This window comes from Pseudomonas sp. Q1 (genome assembly GCF_009935975.1).
Taxonomy (GTDB): domain Bacteria; phylum Pseudomonadota; class Gammaproteobacteria; order Pseudomonadales; family Pseudomonadaceae; genus Aquipseudomonas; species Aquipseudomonas palleroniana.
In genome coordinates this window covers 240125-263730 of the sequence record NZ_QODI01000001.1, presented here as the reverse complement: position 1 = coordinate 263730, position 23606 = coordinate 240125, and the positions used below count along the sequence as shown (strand labels likewise).

Genomic DNA, 23606 nt, shown 5'->3' with positions numbered 1-23606 from the left:
TATGCGTTTTGCCCTGATCATCGCTGTACTGTGCAGCCTGGCCGGGGTCGCCCACGCGACCCCGGCTGGCGAGCCACACAAAGCCTACCTGACCCTGATCATCGACGACCTTGGGCAAAACCTGCCGAGGGATCGCCGCGTGCTGGCCCTGCCTGGGCCGGTGACCACGGCGATCATGCCCGACACGCCCCACGCCGCCGAATTCGCCCGCGAGGCCCACAAGGCCGGCAAGATCGTGATCCTGCACATGCCCATGGACCCGGCCACCGGCCCGTTCGCCTGGCACCCCGACCTGCCGATCGAAGAACTGGGCAAACGCCTGGATGCCGCCTTCCAGGCGGTGCCCTACACCGCCGGCATCAACAACCACATGGGCAGCCGCATGACCGCGCAACCGGCCGCGATGGCCTGGTTGATGGCTGAGTTGCAACGGCGCAACAAGTTCTTTGTCGACAGCCGCACCAGCGCGCAAACCGTCGCCGCTGCCGAAGCGCAAAAGATCGGCCTGGCCAGCGTCTCGCGGGACGTGTTTCTCGATGACGAACGCACCGAAGGCGCAATCACCACGCAACTGCAAACCGCGATCAAGCTGGCCCACAAGCAGGGCTCGGCGGTGATGATCGGCCATCCCTACCCGCAAACCCTGGCGGTGCTGGAGCGGGAGTTGCCCAAGCTCAAGGCGCAGGGTGTGGAGTGGATCGATATCAAGTTGATGATCAGCGTGCGCAGCAATCAAGCGATGGCCGGCCACGGAAAAAACGGCACCTATTCACCCGCGCGTAGATAAGTACTGCCCCGCCCTTGCGGCATTCTTCGATAGTCGCTCCTCCCATTCATCGGAGAGCTTTCGAATGCCCCATCTACAGTTCAAAGACCTGCTCATCAGCTTCACCAGCGAATTCCTGCCGCTCTGGAATGACCTGGGGTCCGGCGCTCACAAAGCGGTCAGCCTGTGGCGCACCAGCACCTCCGCCGACGCCCTGGGCCAGTTTTTCCCCGTGGGCGATATCGCCACCGACAGCTATCGCAATATCAACCAGCGCAAGATCGTCGCCGTGGTCAGTGACGCGAATAAAGTCGACGGCACCGCCCTGCGTTCGCCGGAAGACTACCAACTGGTCTGGAAAGACACGGATTCAGGCGCACGCACTGACTTTTCCATATGGCGGCCGCTGGCGCCCGAAGGCTATGTCGCCATGGGCCTGGTGTGCGGAGTGGGCTATGAAAAGCCTTCGCGCAACGCCGTACGCTGTGTCCGCGCCGACTTGGTCGTCAATGCAAAACCCGGTGACTTGATCTGGAATGATTACGGCAGTGGCGCCTCCAAGGACTTCAGCGCCTGGTCGATCACGCCTCCGGACGCAGAGCCTGGAGAGATCTACCTGGCACCTGGCACCTTTATCGGCAATGCACGCTACGCCAAGCCTGATCTGCCGACCTACGCATTGCGCCTGGACCTGACCGCGCAACCGGGCGAACCATTATCCCCACCGGCACTGACGGGTTATGAACCGCCTGCAACAGAAGAAACTCCTGCTCCGCCGCAGGTCTGTGAACTGCCCTGGTTCTGCGTGAAGGACCCGGAACTGAGCACAAACGAGCAGTTGCTATCGTCGCCGACCTACCGACTGGAGCGCACAGACCGCCATCAGTTTGCCGGTTTCGGGCACAACACCAGCGTCACCAGCCAACCGTTCATGTGGACAGCGACCAAAGGCGAGATCGGCGATTACTCGCTCGCTCTGTCAGCCATCTTTCGCGTTTCGATGTGGCGCAAATGGTCGGCGAGCCTGCGCCCGTTCCAGTTGAGCTTCTCGGCGAACCTGGAGCCGGCCTTCACTCATACCCAGCGGTCCGCCAAAGGTTGGAACTATGCCTCGCCCCTGGAAATCATCACCTACATTCCGGCCCAAAAAGCCGTGGCGGCTTACCTGATCCAAAGCGAATACCGCTTGCTGCGCCAAGACGGCAGCCAGGTGGCGGCGACCGTCACTTACATCAACGGCGATCACATTTACATGAGTGAGTATCCCAAGGATCAGCCGGTACCCGACGTCAGCAAGACTGAGTTGCCCGAGCCCCTACCCACAACCGAGGTGGCACTGGAGCACGCCGCTGCACAGACAGAACCGGCGCTAGAGATAGCGGGCCATGATCTCGTCAATGAAACCATCGCCCCGTAACTGATCGAGCGCGGCCTGGAGCTTGGCTACCACGTCGTCGGGCACATCCTTGTTCAGCGCCAGGTACAGCTGGGCACTGTTAAAGCGCAGTACCGTCTTGAGCCCGGTCACGCCGACCTGGCGCGCCAGGTAACGCCCGGCGGGATCACCGGTGGCCCACAGGTCGATCTGGCCATCCAGCAGCTTTTGCGCATTGTCCTGGTCACGCAGTACGACTAACGGCTTGAGGCCCTGTTTTTCCAGGGTCTCGGCAATCGCGTCGCCCTTGTAGGCGCCAACCTTGTAATGCCGGGCGTGCTCCAGGTCCGGCAGCTGGATAGTGCTGTCAGCCTTGGCCAGCATCACCCAGTCGTCCGGGCCGATGGGGCCAACCCATTTGAACAAGCCTTCACGGTCCGGCAGGCGCGCCATCACGAACACGCCGTAGCCGGGTTTCTCCAGGGCGAGTTTGTAGATTCGTTCCCAGGGGAAACGCAGGGTTAGGTTGTAGGAAATGCCGGCACGCTTGAAGGTTTCACGCACGATGTCCACGGCGATGCCTTCGATGTTCTCGTCCTTGGCGAAGTTCTTGCCGTTTTTCGCCATGTTGTAGGGCGGGAAGTTTTCCGTCAGCAACACCAGGGAGGCGTCGGACGGCGCTTCGGCATTCGCCGAGCCGGCCAGCACGGCGCAAGAACTGGCGAGGGCGAGCAGCAGGTGTCTGAACATGAAGGTTACCGGAATCCATGGCAAGCGCAGAGAGTGCCCCGCGCCTGCCAGGGTGTCCAGCAGCGTTTAGCGAACGACGATACCGCGCGCCGCCATGTACGCCTTGGCTTCGGGAACGGTGTATTCGCCGAAGTGGAAAATACTCGCCGCCAGCACGGCGCTGGCGTGGCCTTCGATCACGCCGTCGGCCAGGTGCTGCAGGTTGCCGACACCACCAGAGGCGATCACCGGAATGCCCAACGCATCACTGATGGCACGGGTAACGCCCAGGTCGAAGCCGTTTTTCATGCCGTCCTGGTCCATGCTGGTCAGCAGGATTTCACCAGCCCCCAGGCCCTCCATCTTCATCGCCCACTCTACTGCGTCCAGGCCGGTGGGCTTGCGACCACCGTGGGTGAAGATCTCCCAACGCGGGGTCTCGCCCGGGCCGGAAACCTTCTTGGCGTCGATGGCGACGACGATGCACTGCGAACCGAAGTGTTGCGCCGCTTCACCGACGAACTCCGGGTTGAACACGGCAGCGGTATTGATCGAGACCTTGTCCGCCCCCGCGTTGAGCAGGTTGCGGATGTCTTGCACGGTGCGCACGCCACCGCCCACGGTCAGCGGGATAAATACCTGGCTGGCCATGCGCTCCACGGTATGCAACGTGGTGTCGCGGCCGTCGACGCTGGCGGTGATGTCGAGAAAGGTAATCTCGTCGGCACCTTGCTCATCGTAGCGACGGGCGATTTCCACCGGGTCGCCGGCGTCACGGATGTTCTCGAACTTGACGCCCTTGACCACGCGACCATTGTCGACGTCCAGGCAAGGGATGATGCGTTTGGCCAGCGCCATGGTCAGTCCTCAGCCGTTGTAGGCATCGCAGTAAGCCTGGGCTTCGGCGACGTCCAGGGTACCTTCGTAGATCGCACGGCCGGTGATGGCGCCGATGATGCCAGGCGCCTTGGCGTCCAGCAGCGACTTGATGTCACCCAGGTTGTGAATGCCGCCGGACGCGATCACCGGAATTCGGGTTGCCGCCGCCAGCGCCGCGGTAAACGGTACGTTGCAGCCCTGCATCATGCCGTCTTTGGCGATATCGGTATAAACGATGGCAGACACGCCGTCGGCTTCGAACTGCTTGGCCAGGTCGATCACCTGCACGGTGCTGATCTCAGCCCAACCGTCGGTGGCGACGAAACCGTCCTTGGCGTCCAGGCCCACGATCACTTTGCCTGGAAATGCACGGCAGGCTTCAGCCACGAACGCCGGGTCTTTCACGGCCTTGGTGCCGATGATCACGTAGCTCACGCCAGCCTTGACGTAGTGCTCGATGGTTTCCAGGGAGCGGATGCCGCCGCCGATCTGGATCGGCAGGTTCGGGTAGCGCTTGGCAATGGCGGTCACCACCTCGCCGTTGACCGGCTGGCCTTCGAAGGCGCCGTTCAGGTCCACCAGATGCAGGCGACGGCACCCCCCTTCCACCCATTTGGCGGCCATGCTCACCGGGTCATCGGAGAACACGGTGGAGTCTTCCATGCGGCCTTGGCGCAGACGTACGCAGGCGCCGTCCTTGAGATCGATAGCGGGGATAATCAGCATCTGGCAAACCTTATTCGATATTCAGCAATGCTTGGGAAGTCAGGGCTTCTCAAGCGACCACAGGTCGCTTTCGATGCTTTCGAACCTTTCTTTAAGGAGCGTCTGCGTGTCGAAAATCGCCCGGTTGTAATAGTGCGGCGCTACTTCGGTGGTGAACAGCTCAAGAATCTCGGCCACCTCGAACGAGCCCAGCGTGAGCTCGAAGCGGTCCTCCATGAAGACCTTGATCTTGTGGGTAGCCTCACGCTCCTGTTCGGGCGTGAGGTTCAGGATCGGCGGCCTGGGCTTCTTGGCCATTTACCAGCGACCATCCCACGCGGCGAAGTTCTGCAGCAATTGCAGGCCATGGGTGTGGCTCTTCTCCGGGTGGAACTGCACGGCAAAGCGCGAACCTTCGGCCAGCGCTGCGGCGAAGTCGACGCCGTAATGCCCGCCACCCACCACCTGGCGCGGGTCACCGGCGGCAATGTAGTAGCTGTGCACAAAGTAGAAGCGCGCCAGGTCCGGAATGTCGTGCCACAGCGGGTGTTCCACTGTCTGGCTGACTTCATTCCAGCCCATGTGCGGGACTTTCAGGTGGGCGCCGTCTTCGTGCAGGTCCTTGCCGAAGAACTTTACCTGGCCGGGGAACAAGCCGATGCAGTCAACGCCATCGTTCTCTTCACTGCGATCGAGCAAGGCTTGCATGCCCACGCAGATGCCGAGGAACGGGCGATCCTGGCTGACTTCACGCACCAGGCTGTCAAAGCCCAGGCGGCGGATCTCAGCCATGCAATCGCGGATCGCGCCCACACCAGGGAACACCACCCGGTCAGCTTCGCGAATCACCTTGGCATCGCTGGTGATCAGTACCTTGCCGGCGCCTACATGTTCGAGGGCCTTGGCCACCGAGTGCAGGTTACCCATGCCGTAATCGATAACCGCGACCGTCTGCATTACAGGACGCCCTTGGTCGAGGGCATTTGCCCGGCCATGCGCTCATCCAGCTCCACGGCCATGCGCAGGGCGCGGCCGAAAGCCTTGAACACGGTTTCGATCTGGTGGTGGGTGTTGGTGCCGCGCAGGTTGTCGATGTGCAGGCTGACCAATGCGTGGTTGACGAAGCCCTGGAAGAATTCCTGGAACAGGTCGACATCGAAGCCGCCCACGGTGGCGCGGGTGTAGGGCACGTGCATCTGCAGGCCTGGGCGACCGGAGAAGTCGATGACCACGCGCGACAGCGCTTCATCCAGCGGCACATAGGCGTGACCGTAGCGACGGATGCCTTTTTTGTCGCCGATGGCTTTGGCAAAAGCCTGGCCCAGCGTGATGCCCACGTCTTCCACTGTGTGGTGGTCGTCGATATGCAGGTCGCCCTTGCTGACGATATCCAGGTCGATCAACCCATGACGGGCGATCTGGTCCAGCATGTGCTCAAGAAAAGGGACGCCGATATCAAATCGGGCCTTTCCGGTGCCATCCAGGTTGATCGAGGCTTTGATCTGGGTTTCCAGAGTATCGCGCTCGACGGACGCCTTACGTTCGGCCATCACCAACTCCGCAAAATCATTGGGCGAAAAAGGCAGCCATTATAGGGGTGCGGGCGCTAAACAGAAACATCGAAGGGGACAAGACTGACGAGTTGAAGCGAGGATAGACATGTGCATACATGTGAAAGCCTGTAGTGAGCGGGCTCGCCCCGCGCCGGGTGGCGCAGCCGCCCCAAACCCAGGCACCGCGGTTTTCCTGAAACACCGCGACGTCCTTGTTGGGGCGGCTACGCCACCCAGCGCGGGGCAAGCCCGCTCACTACAAGGTTGTATCAGTGGAACAGGACTGCGGTTTTCTGCAGGGTCACCCACACACCCCACGCCAACGGAATGCCCACTACCAGCCACGCGGCGATGGCCAACGGCACGCTACCGGACGCTGCCTTCCACTCCAGGGAAGTGGTGGCATCCGCGCCCTTGTCATGGCCCAGCGCCTGTTCGGCGGCCAATTCGGCGTCGGTCATGAAGTACTTGTCGGCCACCGGACGTACCAGCATGTTGCAGATAAAGCCCAGCACCAATAGCCCGGCGAGGATGTACAGGGTGATGTCGTAGGCCGCAGCTCGCTCAACACCGATGCTCAACTGATACTCACGCAGGTAGTTCACCAGCACCGGACCCAACACGCCCGCCGCGGCCCAGGCGGTCAGCAGGCGACCGTGGATCGCGCCGACCATCTGGGTGCCGAACAGGTCGGCCAGGTAAGCCGGGACCGTCGCGAAACCACCGCCGTACATCGACAGGATGATGCAGAACGCCGCCACGAACAGCGCCACGTTACCCAGGTGCCCCAGGTTCGGAATCAGCGCATACAGGGCAAAGCCCAGGGCGAAGAACACAAAGTAGGTATTCTTGCGGCCCAGGTAGTCGGAGAACGACGCCCAGAAGAACCGGCCACCAATGTTGAACAAGCTCAACAGCCCCGTGAAACCGGCCGCGATCGCCGCAATGGAAGCCAACTGCCCCGCATCCAACTGACCGAACGGCACATCGACACCCAGCAACTTGCCGCCAAACACTTCCTGCAACAGCGGCGAAGCCATGCCGAGGATGCCGATACCGGCGGAAACGTTCAGGCACAGCACCAGCCATACCAGGCGGAACTGCGGGGTTTTCCAGGCCACGTTCACATGGACATGACGGTGAGTGATCATCGCATTGCTGGCTTTTTTCGCCGGAGCGGTCCAGCCCTCAGGCTTCCAGCCGGTCGGCGGGACGCGGTACGACAAGGCGCCACCAATCATGAACACGAAGTAAATCGCCGCCATCACCAGGAAGCTCTGCCAGACGCCTACGCTGGTTGGCGACGCAAAGTGGCCCATCAGCGCCGCGGCCAGCGGTGCACCGACCATCGCGCCGCCGCCGAAGCCCATGATTGCCATGCCGGTCGCCATGCCGCGTTTGTCCGGGAACCACTTGATCAGGGTCGATACCGGCGAGATGTAGCCCAGGCCCAGGCCAATGCCGCCAATGACCCCGGAGCCGATCCACATCAGCCAGATCTGGTGGGTATAGATACCCAACGCCGAGATCAACAGGCCGCCGCACCAGCACAGAGCCGATACAACGCCCGCCTTGCGTGGCCCGGCGTGTTCCAGCCAGCCACCCCAGATCGCTGCCGAGCAACCCAGGAAGATGAAGAACAGTGTGTAGATCCAGCCCAGCATGGAGATGGGCCAGTCACATTGGGATGAGAAAACTTGGGCAATAAAGCTCATGTCCGGCGCGCAGGCGACCGGCGCGGTGATGCCCAGCGCCTTGGACAGCGGCAGCCAGAACACCGAGAAACCGTAGGCCATGCCGATGCACAAGTGAATGGCCAGGGCGGCCGGCGGAACCAGCCAGCGGTTGAACCCGGGCTTGGCGATGATGCGTTCCTTGGACAGGAACGCAGGCTGCGCGACAGTACTACTCGTCGCAGTGCTAGTGCTCATTGGTGTTTCCCCCAGTTATTGATTGTTGTTCGTCGGGCGCTCTCTCACTCGGCCTTACACGCAAAGCGATGGCCGTTTTTGTTGAGGAGAAGCTCCTTAAGGGCGCGACGCAGTGTCGCAGAAGGCAGACGAACCCGCGCAGATTAGCACCTGCGGATGACAGAAAAACCAAACTGATATCACCTTTTTCGCAATAACTGTATTTTTTGGCGCCAAAATCCCGTTTCACAGGGTCTAGATACAATGTAACGATCCGTGAACTGACGAGAGCCTGCGGGCGTTATACTCTTCGGCTAAATTTTGAATTCGACATACAAGGACTCGCCCATGAAAGCGTTCGGCAAAATCCTGGGTCTGGTACTTCTCGGGCTGTTGCTGATCATTGTGGCCCTGGGCTTCGCCCTGACCCACCTCTTCGATCCCAACGACTACAAAGACGAGATTCGCCAGATTGCCCGCGACAAGGCCCACATCGAGCTGACGCTCAATGGCGACATCGGCTGGAGCCTGTTCCCCTGGCTGGGCCTGGAGCTGCACGAAGCCAGCGTCGCCACCCTGACCAACCCGACCAAGCCATTCGCCGACCTGCAGATGCTCGGCCTGTCGGTGCGCGTGTTGCCGCTGCTGCGTCGTGAAGTGCAGATGAGCGACGTGCGCGTCGAGGGCCTCAACCTGCGCCTGAACCGCGACAAGCAAGGCCACGGTGACTGGGAAGACATCGGCAAGAACGTGCCTGTGGCGAGCGCCGACGCCCCGGTTCCCGCTCCCGTGCAAGCACCTGCCGAGCCGGAGCCTGAAAAACCGCCGAAGCCGATCCGCCTGGACATCGACAGCCTGACCATCAACAACGCCCGCGTTGAATACAACGACGAGCAGACCGGCAAGCAGTTCAGCGCCGAAAGCATCCAACTGAGTGCCGGCGCCGTCCACGAAGGCGCCAGCATCCCGCTGAAACTCACCGCATTCCTGGGCACCAGCCAACCGCTGATGCGCGTCAAGACCGAGCTCACCGGCAACCTGCGCATCCAGAACGCCCTCAAACGCTATCAGCTCGAAGACATGCGATTGAGCGGCGAGGCCACCGGCGAGCCGTTGCAGGGCAAGACCATGACCTATTCCACCCAGGGTCAGGTGCTGGTAGACCTGGCGGCCAATATCGCCGAATGGACCAACCTGAAACTGTCCGCCAACCAGTTACGCGCGCTGGGTGAACTCAAGGTCAACGACCTGAACAAAACCCCGCAGCTCAACGGTGCCCTGTCCATTGCCCAATTTGACCTGGCCAAGTTTCTCGAAAGCGTCGGCCACCCATTGCCGGCGATGGCCGAGGGCAGCCTGAGCAAGGTCGAACTGGTCAGCCGCCTCAAGGGCACGCCTACCAGCGTGGCCCTGGAAGACCTGAACCTCAAGCTGGATGGCAGCACCTTCACCGGTCGCGTTGCCGTGGATGACTTCGCCAAGCAGTCCCTGCGCGTGCAGCTCAAGGGCGATACCTTCAATGCCGACAACTACTTGCCGCCTAAATCCGAGTCCGCCAAAGGCGCCGCCGCCGCACGCCAGGCTGAAGTCCAGAACAGCGAAATGGGCGCCATGGCCGCCGGTGGCACCACACCACTGCCGGACGCCCCGACCAAAGGCGCCTGGAGCACCGACAGGCTGCTGCCGCTGACCCGCCTGCGCACCCTGGATGTGAACGCCGACCTGGCCTTCGGCCAACTGACCCTGAGCAAGCTGCCGATCCAGAATGCTGCACTCCAAGCCTCCGGCATCGACGGCCAACTCAAGCTCGACAACCTGAGTGGCGGTCTCTACAACGGTACGTTCCAAGCCAACGGTACGCTGGATGTGCGCCAAGACATCCCGGTCGTGGCACTGCAAACCCATATCAAGCAAGTGCCGGTCGAACGCATCCTGCAGGCCCAGGGGCAAAACCCGCCGGTGAAAGGCCAGGTCACCCTGGACAGCAACCTCACAGGCCGTGGCAACAGCCAGAAAGCCTTGGTCGACAGCCTCAACGGCACCGCCAGCTTTGTGATCAACAACGGCATGCTGCTCAATGCCAACCTTGAACAGCAACTGTGCACCGGCATCGCCCTGCTCAACCGCAAGACCCTGAGCAGCACCCCACAGGGCAAGGACACGCCCTTCCAGGAACTGCGCGGCAACCTGACTTTCCGTAACGGCGTGGCCAGCAATCCAGACCTGAAAGTGCGCATCCCGGGCTTGACGGTCAACGGCAACGGTGACGTCGACCTGCGCGTACTGGGCATGGACTACCGCGTCGGCATCATCGTCGAAGGCGACAAGCGCGACGTTCCGGACCCGGCCTGCCAGGTCGGCAGCAACTTCCAGGGTATCGAAGTACCGCTACGCTGCCGTGGCCCGCTGGAGTTGGGCGCCAAGGCCTGCCGCCTGGACAAGGATGGCTTGACCCAGGTGGCGCTCAAGGCGGCCGGCAACAAGCTCAGCGACAAGCTTGAAGAGAAGCTCGACAAGGTCAACCCACAGTTGAAAGACGCCCTGAAAGGCCTGTTCAAGCGATGAGAAACGAGCAATTTTCACAGGCGGTGCTCGACTGGTACGACCGCCACGGGCGCCATGACCTGCCCTGGCAACAGGGCATCACGCCTTACCGGGTGTGGGTCTCGGAGATCATGCTGCAGCAGACCCAGGTCAGCACGGTGTTGAACTACTTCGATCGCTTCATGGCCTCGCTGCCGACGGTCGAGGCCCTGGCCGCCGCGCCGGAAGACGAGGTGCTGCACCTGTGGACGGGCCTGGGTTACTACACCCGTGCCCGCAACCTGCAGAAGACCGCCAAGATCGTCGTCGCCGAATACGGCGGCGAATTTCCCCGCGATGTCGAAAAACTCACCGAGCTGCCCGGTATCGGCCTGTCCACCGCCGGCGCGATCGCCAGCCTGAGCATGGGCCTGCGCGCCCCGATCCTCGACGGCAACGTCAAACGCGTGCTCGCGCGCTTTACCGCGCAAGAGGGCTACCCCGGCGAACCCAAGGTCGCCAAGCAGCTGTGGGCTACCGCAGAGCGCTTTACACCGCATGACCGGGTCAACGCCTATACCCAGGCGATGATGGATATGGGCGCCACGCTCTGCACGCGCAGCAAGCCAAGCTGCCTGCTGTGCCCGCTGGAAAAAGACTGCGAAGCCCACATGCTCGGCCTGGAGACGCGCTACCCGATCCCCAAGCCGCGCAAGACCATCCCGCAAAAGCGCACACTGATGCCGCTGCTGGCCAATACCGAAGGCGCGATCCTGCTTTACCGACGCCCGTCCACGGGCCTGTGGGGCGGTTTGTGGAGCCTGCCGGAGCTCGATGACCTGGAAGACCTGGACCACCTCGCCAACCAGCACGCGCTGGCGTTGGGCAAGCAGCAGCCACTGCCCGGGCTGATCCACACCTTCAGCCACTTCCAGCTGGCCATCGAGCCCTGGCTGGTGCAGGTTGAGGAAACCGTCCATCACGTGGCCGAGGCCGACTGGCTCTGGTATAACCTCGCCACCCCGCCGCGCCTGGGCCTCGCCGCCCCGGTCAAAAAATTGCTGAAGCGCGCGGCCGATGTATTGAACGCAGGAGAGTCGTCATGACCCGCACCGTAATGTGCCGCAAGTACAAAGAACAACTGCCGGGCCTGGAACGCCCACCGTATCCGGGCGCCAAGGGCCAGGATGTGTTCGATCACGTGTCTGCCCAGGCATGGGCCGACTGGCAGAAACACCAGACCCTGCTGATCAACGAAAAACGCCTGAACATGATGAACGCCGAAGACCGCAAATACTTGCAGGGCGAAATGGACAAGTTCTTTTCCGGCGAAGATTACGCCAAGGCCGACGGCTACGTGCCACCTGCTCAATAACTGATCAAAAACCGGGGTCGGAACGTAAGCGACGGTAATAATTAAATATTTTTTGAAAACTTGCTTGACGACCCCCTGAAAAACCCGTTTAATGCGCCCCGTTGCCCAGATAGCTCAGTCGGTAGAGCAGGGGATTGAAAATCCCCGTGTCGGCGGTTCGATTCCGTCTCTGGGCACCACTAATACCGAAAAACCCCAAGCGAAGATGATTCCTTGGGGTTTTTTATTGCCCACGATTTAACGCCGGCTGGACGAACTCAGGGCCACGCCGGACCGCCCCCAATTGAAGCTTGTTTATCGTGCGGCTCAATCGTCTAGTTTTTACATTTCTGGCTGCAAGGTAGTGATTTTATGACCCGGTATTTGTCCTGCGCGCTGTTACTGCTGGCTGCACTGCTCAGCGGATGCGCCACGCAAATGGATGTTTCGATCAACGCAACGCCTGATCCGGACTATCACTTTGATCGAGAGGCAACCGTGCTGGTGACGACCTCCGTTGGCGGCAATGCGCAGAACACGCTCAATGCACGCTACTACCTTCGAGACATGGTCAGGGCCATGAAGGACCAGGGCTTTCGCAACGTATTCACTGACACCACCCTGCCTCAGAACCCTGCACCGATCAGAATGACCGTCACGCTCGATGTCGACAGCCGCCAGGTCACTTACCGCTACACCGCCACCGAGTACGGCCAGGTGCCGACCAGCACCACCACTGAGTGCAAGAAGAACAAGAAAAAAGACGATCAACTGACCTGCACCAGCAAACCCAATACCACCTATGGCCCAGTGGGCACCTCGGAGCGAACCGGCTACACCACGCTCACCACGTTCACCGCCACGGCTCGGGACGAAGCGAGCCGGCGCGCGGTGTATGTGCTTCGGGCAACGTCCTACAACGAGGATTGCCAGGCGGCCAAAGTCGAGGCGTTCTTGGTTGAGCAGGGTTTGCAGAACCTGAATTTTCAGGATCGCGTGCAACGCAACTACACCGTGAAGATGCCGGAGGGCTACCAGTGCAAGTAGCCTGCACTGGTTCCGCGGTTTAATTGAGCAAAAACACCATCAACGGATTGTCATTCAAGCGCCCTTCGAAGCTGGGCGCCAGTTGCTCCACCGGCGTGCCCTTCAAAAGCGCAGTCTCTTTACGCGAGACAATCACCCAGGATGGACGCGGCAACGCGTTCAACTTCTCAAGCTCGTTACGCCCCACGAACAGCGGCTGCTCATCGTGGTCCAGGTTCATCATGTAGCGTATGGCCCAGGTGTCCCGCGCCAGATCGACAAACACCAACGGGCCGGGCTGCGACACCCGAAGTGTTTCTACCTGGCTGACGAACCGCTGCGTATCGAATTGCAGGTCCTTGGCCGGCTCGATCACCGCCACCAGCAGCAGCCATTGCGCCGCCAGCGCGATCACACTGAGCGACACCAACCTCAGCTCCCGCCGCCAGGCCACCAGGGCCGCCACTTGAAGAATGACCAGCACACCGATCAGCAGCGGCAGCGAAACATCAGGCCAGTAACCGTGCTTTTGCCACGCCTGTCGACAGACGAAGAGCACAACCACGCCCAAGGCCGGTAGCGCTGCGACAAGCCATTCATAACCGCGACGTACACCCACCAACCAATTTTGCGCGTGAAGCAGCCCATAGGCGGCGACAGCGGCAAACATCGGCACCATCGGCAGGATGTAGTAAGCACGCTTGAAGTGTGGCACCGATAGGCCGAGCAAAATCATCAAGCCACACGCGCCCAGACGCCAAAAAAGCTGCATGTCCTCATTCGCCCAGCGCTCAGACCAACGATGACGCAGCGCAATCAAGGTCGCCAGCGCCAACGGCACCACAGGGAAGTAGCGATACAAACTCAGCTTGAAGTAGAAATAAAATGGCTCGCCCGACTCATCAAGACGGCCACCCACCTGCATTTTGAACACTTCATCGGCAAAGGCATCGCCGCCACTGATACGTGCCAGCTTCATCAGCAGCCACCAGCACGCCGCAAGTAGTACCAACCCGACAACGCCGTGGACCAGCACCTGCTTGACCCTCTCGCCTGGCCGAGCCAGCGCCCAATACACGCACACCACCCCGCACACCTCGATCAACCCCAGCGGCCCGCGAATCGCGAAGCCCAGGACGAACAGCGGGAACACCGCCAACTGCCGCACCCGCGAACCCAGACGCTCGCCGCTGTGCAGCAGATAGAAACTGCCGATGCACAACAGCGCGACCATCTGGTCCAGGCATACCGAGCGGGATTTTTCCAATAACTGGGTCGTGAGCAGCGTCAGCAACACCGTGAGCAACGCCCAAGGACGGCCGGCAGGCGCCAGCAAGCGGTAGATCAGGGCGACCACACCTGCCGAGGCGAGCGCCGTAGGCAGCACATTCGCCAAGTGATTCGGCGCACCAAACAACCGGGCAAACACAAAACTGAAGAAAGTCGCCGTGCCGGGGTAATCCGCATACGGCTGACCATAGGTAGTAGGGAAAAGGCTCGCACCATGGCGAAACATTTCCTGCATAAACAGCGCCCAACGCCCATCAAAACCCTGGGGCTGCTGATCCCAGATCCCTAGGGTGAATAGCAGTAAGGCGATCAGAAAAATGCCCAGGGACTCCAGGCGAAAACGACTGCGGTGGTCCATCGATTGTCCTTTCAGGTAGGGTGCGCCGACTTATGGTGCCGCAGCCCGTCCTGAATGACGCCTGAACAAAACCCAACATTCACGCTTTACCGATTGGCGGGCCACACCCACCGTGGCACCAGGCGAATGTAGATCAGCTCCCCCACCAACTCGACCAGTGTTTGCAGGATGACTGCCGTTGCGGCAATACCTCGCACCTCTTCGGGCAGAGCCAACGCCAGAGGCAGCACCACCAGCGAATTGCGGGTCGATGCACTGAAGGTCACCGCCCGCGCCGCCATCGCGGGCAAAGCAAACAACTTCGATGCAAACGCGCCCATCAGCGGCGCCAACAACAGGAAGCCCAGGTAGACCGGAACCACCGGCAACAACAGGCCGATATCGCGCACCACTGCGCTGATCTGCCCGCCGACCACCACAAACAGCACCAGCGCCATCGCCGGCACCGGCAGCCAGGCCCAGGCCTTGTTCCACGCGCCGACAATGTTGGAGCGGCGCGCCAGGGCCGTGGTCAGCACCGCCAGGATCATCGGCGCCACGATCAACCCCAGGAATGCCTCGACAAACGGCCCCACCGCCACTACCCCCTCTAACTGCGCGCCCAACAGGAAACTCAGGTAAACCGGCAGCAACACCAATTGCAGCAACAACAGCAGCGGCGTCGCCGCCAGCATTGACCGCGAATCGCCCTTGCCGATATGGGTAAACACCACCACGTAGTCGATGCACGGCGTGAGCAGCACCAACAGCGCCCCCACCAGCAACCCCGGGTGCTCCACCAGTCCAAGTGTCAACGCCCATACGAGCAATGGCACCAGGACAAAATTGGCCAGCAACAATGCCCAGATGAAGCGTTTGTTGATCAAGCCCTGGCGCAGGTCCAGAAACGGAATTTGCAGGAACATCGCGTACATCAGCACCGCAATGGCGGGCATGACCAGCATGCCAAGCCCCTGGGCGGCCACGGGAGCGAGCAAGCCGAAGCAGGCAGCCAGCAGGACCGCCGCAAAATACACAGGGATTTGATGGTGTTCGAGGGTGTCGCGGGTCATGGGCCAACTCTGTTCAATCAACACGATCGCAAGCCTGGGCGGCCGACGCGATACGCCGAGCATACCGGCACTTTCTGCACGCATGGCAGGTTAAATTTGGTAATTTCGGCTTCTTATAAAAAAGCGCATGAGTCTCCAGGCTTACCCTACAAGCGCATGGATTGAGGCAACCGATGAACCTGCCGACCCGACCTACCCCAGAAGCCTTTCGACAGCCTGCCGCCGACGGCTACCTTATCGGCGGCTTCACCTGGCGGCACATCCGTACCGACCCAACACGCCCGGTGGTGATCATCAACGCCGCCACGTCCGTGCGCTGCCGCCATTATTCACGCTTTGCCGACTATCTGTTTGCCAATGGCTTGGACGTCATCACTTACGACTATCGCGGCATCGGCGAATCCAGGGACGGCTCCCTGCGCGGCTTCAAGGCCTCTTGGTCAGATTGGGGCGTGCTGGATTTCGAGGCAATGCTGCAACGGGCTCAGCGAGAATTTCCCGGGCAACCGATTGATGTGGTCGCCCACAGTTTCGGCGGTTGCGCTGCCGGGCTGGGGGCATCGGGAGCGGTGATTCGGCGGGTTGTCACGGTAGGCGCGCAGTTCGCCTACTGGCGCGATTATCACGCAAGCGAACGCTGGCGCATGCTTGCCAAATGGCATGTGGCGATGCCCTTGCTGACGGCACTGTGCGGTTACTTCCCAGGCAAGCGCCTGGGCTGGTTGGAGGACACGCCGACGGGCGTGGTGAAGGATTGGGCCACACCGACCTCGAGTTACGAAAGACGCCCCAGCGGTCGCATCCTGGGTGAGCTGCCATTTAGCCGCGTGAAGGCGCGGATACTGGCCATCAGCATGACCGACGACCCGTTTGGCACCGTGGCGGCCATCGAACGGTTACTGGGCTATTTCAACAACAGCGAATGCACTCACTGGCGGATTGCCCCCGAAAATATCGGCGAGAAAAACGTCGGACATTTCGCGTTCTTCCGTAGCGAGTACCAGAACCGACTATGGCCCATAGCACTGGCGTGGCTACAAAAAGGCAAGATGGCAGACGGTACGCCCGGGCACCGAGTGACGGAACGCACGTAGATTCCCTTGGGATTTCACCCAACCTGCGCTTCAATACCCGACCCCGATCCTGAACCAAGGACGCAAGCCCATGGCTTCGCCAAACAAACAGCAAAAACGCGCCCACCGGGCAAAGGCCAAGGCCAAGCAAAACCGCACCCAACGCGCCGTCGCGGCGAAGCCGGATGCGTTCGCCGGCGATGACAGCCGTATCGACCTTGAATCGGTGGATTTGACCGAGCTGTTTGTTGAAATGCGCACAGCCGGTGAAATCAGCCAGCAGGCGCTGTGTGCGGCATTCCTGTCGCACCCTTTGCTGGCACTGGTGCTGGAGCAGGAAGGCGAAGAGGAAGCCACCGATTTTATCCTGGCGGCGCTGATCGAGTATCGGCAGTGGGCCACGGACAGCGATGACGAAGCGGCGGCGCTGGCGTGGATCGAATCGTCAGAGTTCCAGGCCGATTACGTGGCAGCCTCCCAAGCGCTCGCCAACTCGGAAGACTGACGCAGAGTGAAATGTGAGAGGGGGCTTGCTCCCGATAGCATCAGGTCTGTCAGAGCATCTGGTACTGACACACCGCTATTGGGAGCAAGCCCCCTCCCACATTTTTGTTCTGCGGCGTGTCAGTTCAGTACTGCAGCACCCACTCTTTGAGCCTTGCGACGGCTTGCCACAACCAACCCCGCCAACACCACCAACAAGCTCAAGATGCCGGTCGCGATAATCTCGACCCGATGCGCTTCCTGGAACAGCATGACGGTCAACGTACCGACGATGAACACCATCACCGCATAGGTCAGGCCCGGGAAGAGCCACATTTTGAACGCGATCTTCTCGCCCGCCGCCGTGCGCTTCTGGCGCATGCGCAGTTGTGACACCGCAATCACCAGGTACACCAGCAACGCGATGGCACCAGAACTGGCCAGCAGGAACTCGAACACTGCCGCCGGCGCCACGTAGTTGGCAAACACCGCCAGGAACGCCGCGCCAGTGGACAGCAACACCGCCCAATAAGGCGTGCCGCTCTTGTTGGTGCGCTTGGACACAGCCGGCGCATCACCGCGACGCCCCAGGGAGAACAGCATGCGCGAGGCGGTGTACAGCGCCGAGTTCAGGCAGCTGGTCACGGCAACCAAGACCACCAGGTCGACGATCAGCTTGGCATTCGGGATGCCCATGCGCTCCAGCACCGTCTGGTAGGAACCTACCGCCGCTAGAGTCGGATCGTTCCATGGCACCAGGGATACGACGATAAAAATCGACAACAGATAGAACAAACCAATCCGCCAGATCACCGAGTTGGTGGCCTTGGTGATTTGTTGGCCGGGGTTCTTCGATTCAGCCGCCGCGATGGTGACGATCTCAGTGCCCATGAACGAGAACATCGTCGTCAGGATGGCCGCCAAGACTGCGCCGATGCCATTAGGCATGAAGCCCTGGGTGTCGAACAGGTGCGAGACGCCACTGACCTGGCTGGTTGGCAGGAAACCGAAAACCGCCGCCAACCCGAGGATCACGAAGCCGACGATCGCCACCACTTTGATCAGTGCAAACCAGAACTCGAACTCACCGTAGTTCTTCACGCTGAACAGGTTGGTCGCCGTCAGCAGCAAGGTGATGATCAGGGTAAACGCCCAGATTGCCACGCCGGGGAACCAGGCATGAAGGATGGTCGCAGCGGCGTTGGCCTCCAGCGGAATCACCAGCACCCAGAACCACCAGTACAACCAGCCGATGGTGAAACCGGCCCAATGGCCGATCGCACGGTCGGCATAAGTGGAAAACGAACCGGTGTCCGGCGACGCAACGGCCATCTCGGCCAACATGCGCATCACTAATACCACCAGCGTACCGGCCGCCGCGTAGGCCAATAGCACGGCCGGGCCGGCTGCAGCGATCGCATGGCCAGAGCCGACAAACAAACCGGCACCAATAACGCCGGCAATCGACAGCATGGTGACATGACGCGGTTTGAGCCCCTGTTCGAGGTCATTGGAGCTTTGCGTACTACTCATTGACACACCTTTGCGAGGAATTGCGAAAACGGTCCGTCCCGCCTGCAGTCTTTCTCGTGAAAAGAAACCAACGGGGCGTTCTTTATTTTTTACGCAAGATTTGCGCCAAAATGTTACAAAGCCGCGATTGACGCGGGCTGTAGGACGATTCAACAACCGACGCAAGTCATTGAGAACAATGGCATTCCGCTATAGCGTTACCGTGCGACCCACTTTCAGGACGAACAAACGCACCAAAAGCACACACAAAAAGTACGTGACGCCTCATAAAAGGGCTGATAAGCACCGTTTGCCCGGTTAACCCTTCCAACACCCGGCCAAAGCTGGCACCATCGCGCCCTTTTTTACGCGAAGCCTGTGGATTTACCGGGTTCATACGTCTGTCAGGTTGTAGATGGCGCGACACGCTGCTGTGCCGATGCGACACCCTGCCGCAGACCACCCGTTAACCGCCCGCAGCGCTGTTGGCTGCCATCCGAACGCTATGCTAGCTTGGCGCCTCGCCAGGAAGGCGGCCCAACAGCGTCGAACGCAACGAACACAATGAGGACCGCACATGGCCGAGGCCACGCCCGCGCTTGAAATCCGCAACTTGCATAAACGCTATGGTGAGCTGGAGGTACTTAAAGGTATCTCGCTGACCGCCCGCGACGGCGACGTGATCTCGATCCTGGGTTCCTCCGGTTCCGGCAAGTCCACCTTTTTGCGCTGCATCAACCTGCTGGAAAACCCCCATCAGGGCCAGATCCTAGTCGCCGGTGAAGAACTCAAGCTCAAGGCCGCGAAAAACGGCGAGCTGATGGCTGCCGACGGCAAACAGATCAACCGCCTGCGCAGCGAAATTGGTTTTGTGTTTCAAAACTTTAACCTGTGGCCGCACATGAGCATCCTCGACAACATCATCGAGGCGCCCCGCCGCGTGCTCGGCCAGAGCAAGGCCGAAGCCATTGAAGTGGCCGAAGCCCTGCTGGCCAAGGTCGGCATCGCCGACAAACGCCACGCTTACCCTGCGCAACTGTCCGGCGGCCAGCAGCAACGGGCGGCCATTGCGCGCACCCTGGCGATGCAGCCCAAGGTCATCCTGTTCGACGAGCCGACCTCGGCCCTTGACCCGGAAATGGTTCAGGAAGTACTTAATGTGATCCGCGCACTGGCCGAAGAAGGCCGCACCATGCTGCTGGTCACCCATGAAATGGGCTTTGCCCGCCAGGTGTCCAGCGAAGTGGTGTTCTTGCACCAGGGCCTGGTCGAAGAGCAAGGATCGCCACAGCAGGTGTTTGAAAACCCGCTTTCGGCACGCTGCAAACAATTCATGTCCAGCAACCGCTAACGGAGCAACATGCATGCAGAACTATAAAAAATTCCTTCTGGCCGCGGCCGTTTCGATGGCGTTCAGCGCCACAGCCATGGCGGAAACCCTGAAGATGGGGATCGAAGCGGCCTACCCGCCCTTCAACAATAAAGACGCCAGCGGCAACGTCGTCGGCTTCGACAAAGACATCGGCGACGCCCTGTGCGCCAAGATGAAAGTCGAGAAGTGTGAAGTGTATGTCTCCGACTGGGACGGCATCATCCCGGCCCTGAACGCCAAGAAATTCGACTTCCTGGTGTCTTCGCTGTCGATCACTGATGAACGCAAGCAGGCCGTCGACTTCACCGACCCGTACTACTCCAACAAGCTGCAATTCATCGCGCCGAAAGCCACTGCGGACTTCAAGACCGACGCGGCATACCTGAAGGGCAAAACCATCGGTGCACAGCGAGCGACCCTGGCCGGTACTTACCTGGAAGACAAGCTGCCGGACACCACCGCCAAGCTCTATGACACCCAGGAAAACGCCTACCTCGACCTGACGTCCGGGCGCCTGGACGGCATCCTCGCCGACAAGTACGTGCAGTACGAATGGCTCAAGAGCAAAGACGGTTCGGCCTACGAGTTCAAAGGCGACCCGGTGGTAGAAAGCGACAAGATCGGTATCGCCGTACGCAAGGGCGACCCACTGCGCGAGCGCCTGAACAAAGCCCTGGCGGAGATCAAGGCAGACGGCACCTACAAGAAGATCAACGACAAGTATTTCCCGTTCAGCATCGAATGATCTGAACGACTTGCCCGGCGTGCTCAGCGGAGCACGCCGGCTTTAAGCTCTGCCTTGCGATATGAAAACACCATGAATTTCGATCTCTACGGATTCGGCCCGGCACTTGCCGCCGGCGCGCTGATGACCGTCAAACTGGCGCTCACGGCCCTGTGCCTGGGGCTGGTGCTGGGCCTTGCCGGCGCCTTGGCCAAGACGTCCCCGTACAAGCCGCTGCAATGGCTTGGCGGCGCTTACTCGACCATCGTCCGCGGTATTCCCGAATTGCTGTGGGTGCTGCTGATTTATTTCGGCACGGTCAACCTGATGCGTGCCCTCGGTGAGTTCTTCGGTAACCCCGACCTTTCTCTCAGTGCCTTTGCCGCCGGGGTGATCGCCCTCGGCCTGTGCTTTGGCGCCTACGCCACGGAAGTGTTCCGTGGCGCGATCCTCGCCATTCCCAAGGGCCACCGCGAAGCGGGTGTGGCGTTGGGGCTGTCGAAGTTCAGGATTTTCACCCGCCTGATCATGCCGCAGATGTGGCGCATCGCCCTGCCCGGCCTGGGCAACCTGTTCATGATTCTGATGAAGGACACCGCACTGGTTTCGGTGATCGGCCTGGAAGAAATCATGCGCCACGCCCAGATCGGCGTGACCGTGACCAAGCAACCGTTCACCTTCTTCATGGTCGCGGCATTCATGTACCTGGGCCTCACCGTGCTGGCCATGACCGGCATGCACTTCCTGGAAAAACGCGCCGCCCGCGGCTTTGCAAGGAGCACCCAATGAGCGGCGACTACAGCTGGCTGGCACATTTCGACCTGGGCCTGAACTGGACCGTGATCATCAAGTGGCTGCCCAAGCTCGCCCAGGGCGCCACCCTTACACTGGAACTGGTTGCCATCGCGGTGATTGCCGGCCTGCTGCTGGCGATCCCGCTGGGCATCGCCCGTTCCTCGCGCCGCTGGTACGTGAGCGCCCTGCCCTACGCCTACATTTTCTTCTTCCGGGGCACGCCACTGCTGGTGCAGTTGTTCCTGGTCTATTACGGCCTGGCACAGTTCGATACGGTCCGTGAGAGCGTCCTCTGGCCCTACCTGCGCGATCCGTTCTGGTGCGCCACGGCGACGATGACCCTGCACACTGCCGCTTATATCGCCGAGATCCTGCGCGGCGCGATCCAGGCCATCCCGCCGGGTGAGATCGAAGCGGCACGCGCCCTGGGCATGTCCAAGCCCAAGACGTTGTTCTACATCATCCTGCCCCGCGCCTCGCGCATCGGTCTGCCGGCCTACAGCAACGAAGTGATCCTGATGCTCAAGGCCAGTGCCCTGGCCAGTACCGTGACCTTGCTGGAGCTGACGGGCATGGCGCGTACGATCATCGCCCGCACCTACTTGCCGGTGGAGATCTTCTTCGCCGCCGGGTTGTTCTACCTGCTGATGGCTTACATCCTGGTACGCGGCTTCAAACTGCTCGAACGCTGGTTGCGCGTCGATGCCTGCCAGGGACGCTGAGGCCCGTTTCAAAGCGCTGGATGCGTTTCTGATCGAGCATCAAGGGCTGTGGCGACCACGGCCCTTTACGCACCTGCAATTACCCTGGGAAGCCGCGCATCCCGAGTTGGCCCACTGGCTTCGCCAACGCTCGTTGGCGGATGCCGAATCCAGCCACAACCACGCCCACGCGTTAGCGGCGCCTGCGCCTTTTCCACAGTTGGCGGAGCGGGCATTGCGCCTCAGTGCAGTGGACGAGTTACCGAAACGCGCACTGGAGCCGGCCCGCCACCGCCTGAACGTCGACGTGCCCGGCCGCAAATGGCAGCAGATCGAAGCCTTCGGCGCCGCATTGCAATTCACCGAAACACCTGGCCACTGGCTGGACTGGTGTGCCGGCAAAGGTCATCTCGGCCGTCGCCTGCTGCAACCCGGCCAGCAACTGACTTGCCTGGAATACGACCCGGCCCTGATCGCCTCAGGCCAGGCGCTGAGCGAGCACCACCGATTGCCGGTCACGCATCGCCTGCAAGACGTGATGGCGGATGTGACACTCAGCCCCGCCCACACGCCCGTCGCCTTGCACGCCTGCGGCGACTTGCACGTGCGCCTGTTGCAACTGGCCAGTGCTGCCGGCTGCAAAAAACTGGCGCTGGCGCCCTGCTGCTATAACCGCATCAATGGCGAGCACTACCAACCGCTATCGAGCGCCGGCCGTACGTCAGGCCTGCGCCTGTCAAAAGATGACTTGTGCCTGCCATTGAGCGAAACCGTCACCGCCGGCAATCGCGTGCGCCAACAACGTGACACCTCCATGGCTCGACGCCTGGGCTTTGATCACCTGCAACGCCAGTTACGCGGCTACGACGACTACTTACCCACCCCCTCGCTGCCCGCCAGTTGGCTGGGCAAATCCTTCGCCGACTACTGCCGGGAACTGGCGAATCTCAAGGGCTTATCCACAGGTGAACAGGATTGGGCTGCACTGGAGGCCGAGGGTTGGCGCCGCCTTGCGCAGGTACGCAACCTGGAATTGGTCCGAGGCTTGTTTCGACGCCCGCTGGAGATGTGGCTAGTGTTGGACCGGGCGCTCTATCTGTCGGAACAGGGCTACAAGGTCGAGATAGGCAGCTTCTGTGAGCCGGCCCTGACCCCACGCAACTTGATGGTGCTGGCCGAGCGCGATTAAGGGGCAAAATTTCCTACATGCCCCTGTGGATAACTCTGTTGATGGATTCTTTACAGAGGCTGTTCCCATCAGCGCTGCAGGCCAAAAGGCACGCTGGTCATTTTTTGTTCACAAAATAAAATGCACACAAAACAGGCAGTTGCAGCGTGTTGAGAACCGCTCCACAAAATGGCCGTCGCCTGACAGCCGCAACCAACCGATTGTGCATAAGCATCTGGCATTAAGCCTATAAAGCGC

23 protein-coding genes and 1 tRNA gene are annotated in these 23606 nt (G+C 60.8%); 14 read left to right on the top strand and 10 right to left on the bottom strand.

The annotated features are described in order from the left end of the window. The first annotated feature begins 1 nt into the window (after position 1). Together DK870_RS01110 and DK870_RS01105 are read left to right on the top strand one after the other, a co-directional pair. Positions 2-787: a divergent polysaccharide deacetylase family protein gene (locus tag DK870_RS01110; RefSeq protein ID WP_060754609.1), complete on the top strand. Its 786-nt coding sequence runs from the start codon at positions 2-4 to the stop codon at positions 785-787. 64 nt (positions 788-851) lie between these two features. Then, the gene (locus tag DK870_RS01105; protein ID WP_161547691.1) at positions 852-2183 is read left to right on the top strand and encodes a Vps62-related protein; all 1332 of its coding nucleotides are present in this window, start codon (positions 852-854) and stop codon (positions 2181-2183) included. On the opposite strand, the gene DK870_RS01100 is transcribed toward DK870_RS01105, so the two are convergent. The 7 genes from DK870_RS01100 to DK870_RS01070 all read right to left on the bottom strand — a co-directional run bounded on the left by DK870_RS01100 (position 2136) and on the right by DK870_RS01070 (position 7938). Further along, positions 2136-2891 (bottom strand): ABC transporter substrate-binding protein, encoded by a 756-nt coding sequence (locus DK870_RS01100; RefSeq protein ID WP_161547690.1) that lies wholly within the window; start codon positions 2889-2891, stop codon positions 2136-2138. The genes DK870_RS01105 and DK870_RS01100 overlap by 48 nt on opposite strands. 66 nt (positions 2892-2957) lie before the next feature. Continuing rightward, on the bottom strand, positions 2958-3728 hold the full coding sequence (hisF, locus tag DK870_RS01095; RefSeq protein WP_003171107.1) for an imidazole glycerol phosphate synthase subunit HisF: 771 nt from the start codon (positions 3726-3728) through the stop codon (positions 2958-2960). A 9-nt stretch (positions 3729-3737) separates the two neighbouring features. Continuing rightward, complete coding sequence (gene hisA, locus DK870_RS01090) at positions 3738-4475, bottom strand: 1-(5-phosphoribosyl)-5-[(5-phosphoribosylamino)methylideneamino]imidazole-4-carboxamide isomerase (RefSeq protein ID WP_008435688.1); 738 nt, start codon at positions 4473-4475, stop codon at positions 3738-3740. 39 nt (positions 4476-4514) lie between these two features. Then, positions 4515-4772, bottom strand: a complete 258-nt coding sequence (locus tag DK870_RS01085) for a DUF2164 domain-containing protein (RefSeq protein WP_060754613.1) — start codon at positions 4770-4772, stop codon at positions 4515-4517. Further along, a complete protein-coding gene (hisH, locus tag DK870_RS01080) occupies positions 4773-5411 on the bottom strand; it encodes an imidazole glycerol phosphate synthase subunit HisH (RefSeq protein WP_161547689.1) in 639 nt (212 codons plus the stop codon). It abuts the gene before it with no gap. After that, entirely contained in the window at positions 5411-6004 is a 594-nt protein-coding gene (hisB, locus tag DK870_RS01075; protein ID WP_017849940.1) for an imidazoleglycerol-phosphate dehydratase HisB, read from the bottom strand. Before hisB ends, hisH begins: the two co-directional genes overlap by 1 nt. 272 nt (positions 6005-6276) lie before the next feature. Then, the gene (locus DK870_RS01070; protein ID WP_060754615.1) at positions 6277-7938 is read right to left on the bottom strand and encodes an OFA family MFS transporter; all 1662 of its coding nucleotides are present in this window, start codon (positions 7936-7938) and stop codon (positions 6277-6279) included. Positions 7939-8265: 327 nt separating this feature from the next. On the opposite strand from DK870_RS01070, the gene DK870_RS01065 reads away from it, so the two are divergent. The 5 genes from DK870_RS01065 to DK870_RS01045 all read left to right on the top strand — a co-directional run bounded on the left by DK870_RS01065 (position 8266) and on the right by DK870_RS01045 (position 12841). After that, positions 8266-10482: an AsmA family protein gene (locus tag DK870_RS01065; protein WP_060754616.1), complete on the top strand. Its 2217-nt coding sequence runs from the start codon at positions 8266-8268 to the stop codon at positions 10480-10482. Next, positions 10479-11546 carry an A/G-specific adenine glycosylase gene (gene mutY / locus DK870_RS01060; protein WP_161547688.1) on the top strand — a complete coding sequence of 356 codons (1068 nt, stop codon included), beginning with the start codon at positions 10479-10481 and terminating at the stop codon, positions 11544-11546. The genes DK870_RS01065 and mutY overlap by 4 nt, the downstream gene beginning before the upstream one ends. Further along, on the top strand, positions 11543-11815 hold the full coding sequence (locus DK870_RS01055) for an oxidative damage protection protein (RefSeq protein WP_060754618.1): 273 nt from the start codon (positions 11543-11545) through the stop codon (positions 11813-11815). The genes mutY and DK870_RS01055 overlap by 4 nt, the downstream gene beginning before the upstream one ends. Positions 11816-11918: 103 nt before the next feature. Next, positions 11919-11994, top strand: a tRNA-Phe gene (locus DK870_RS01050). Positions 11995-12166: 172 nt separating this feature from the next. Then, positions 12167-12841: a hypothetical protein gene (locus DK870_RS01045; RefSeq protein WP_060754619.1), complete on the top strand. Its 675-nt coding sequence runs from the start codon at positions 12167-12169 to the stop codon at positions 12839-12841. Between the two features lie 19 nt (positions 12842-12860). On the opposite strand, the gene DK870_RS01040 is transcribed toward DK870_RS01045, so the two are convergent. After that, a complete protein-coding gene (locus tag DK870_RS01040) occupies positions 12861-14468 on the bottom strand; it encodes a glycosyltransferase family 39 protein (protein ID WP_161547687.1) in 1608 nt (535 codons plus the stop codon). Positions 14469-14554: 86 nt separating this feature from the next. Next, positions 14555-15520, bottom strand: coding sequence for an arsenic resistance protein (locus DK870_RS01035; protein ID WP_161547686.1), 966 nt, complete (start codon positions 15518-15520; stop codon positions 14555-14557). A 173-nt stretch (positions 15521-15693) separates the two neighbouring features. On the opposite strand from DK870_RS01035, the gene DK870_RS01030 reads away from it, so the two are divergent. Beyond that, on the top strand, positions 15694-16614 hold the full coding sequence (locus DK870_RS01030) for an alpha/beta fold hydrolase (RefSeq protein WP_060754622.1): 921 nt from the start codon (positions 15694-15696) through the stop codon (positions 16612-16614). Positions 16615-16684: 70 nt separating this feature from the next. Next, complete coding sequence (locus DK870_RS01025; RefSeq protein WP_060754623.1) at positions 16685-17098, top strand: hypothetical protein; 414 nt, start codon at positions 16685-16687, stop codon at positions 17096-17098. A gap of 119 nt (positions 17099-17217) precedes the next feature. Here DK870_RS01025 and gabP read toward each other — a convergent pair whose 3' ends face one another. Beyond that, entirely contained in the window at positions 17218-18609 is a 1392-nt protein-coding gene (gene gabP, locus DK870_RS01020) for a GABA permease (protein WP_060754624.1), read from the bottom strand. 556 nt (positions 18610-19165) lie between these two features. Here gabP and DK870_RS01015 point away from each other — a divergent pair. The 5 genes from DK870_RS01015 to DK870_RS00995 all read left to right on the top strand — a co-directional run bounded on the left by DK870_RS01015 (position 19166) and on the right by DK870_RS00995 (position 23369). Beyond that, positions 19166-19939 carry an ABC transporter ATP-binding protein gene (locus tag DK870_RS01015; RefSeq protein WP_010213906.1) on the top strand — a complete coding sequence of 258 codons (774 nt, stop codon included), beginning with the start codon at positions 19166-19168 and terminating at the stop codon, positions 19937-19939. 13 nt (positions 19940-19952) lie between these two features. Further along, a complete protein-coding gene (locus DK870_RS01010; RefSeq protein ID WP_060754625.1) occupies positions 19953-20705 on the top strand; it encodes an ABC transporter substrate-binding protein in 753 nt (250 codons plus the stop codon). 72 nt (positions 20706-20777) lie between these two features. Further along, positions 20778-21473, top strand: a complete 696-nt coding sequence (locus DK870_RS01005) for an ABC transporter permease (RefSeq protein ID WP_053253867.1) — start codon at positions 20778-20780, stop codon at positions 21471-21473. Positions 21474-21511: 38 nt separating this feature from the next. Beyond that, the gene (locus tag DK870_RS01000; RefSeq protein WP_161547839.1) at positions 21512-22201 is read left to right on the top strand and encodes an ABC transporter permease; all 690 of its coding nucleotides are present in this window, start codon (positions 21512-21514) and stop codon (positions 22199-22201) included. Further along, positions 22182-23369 carry a methyltransferase gene (locus DK870_RS00995; protein ID WP_161547685.1) on the top strand — a complete coding sequence of 396 codons (1188 nt, stop codon included), beginning with the start codon at positions 22182-22184 and terminating at the stop codon, positions 23367-23369. The genes DK870_RS01000 and DK870_RS00995 overlap by 20 nt, the downstream gene beginning before the upstream one ends. Positions 23370-23606 lie beyond the last annotated feature (237 nt).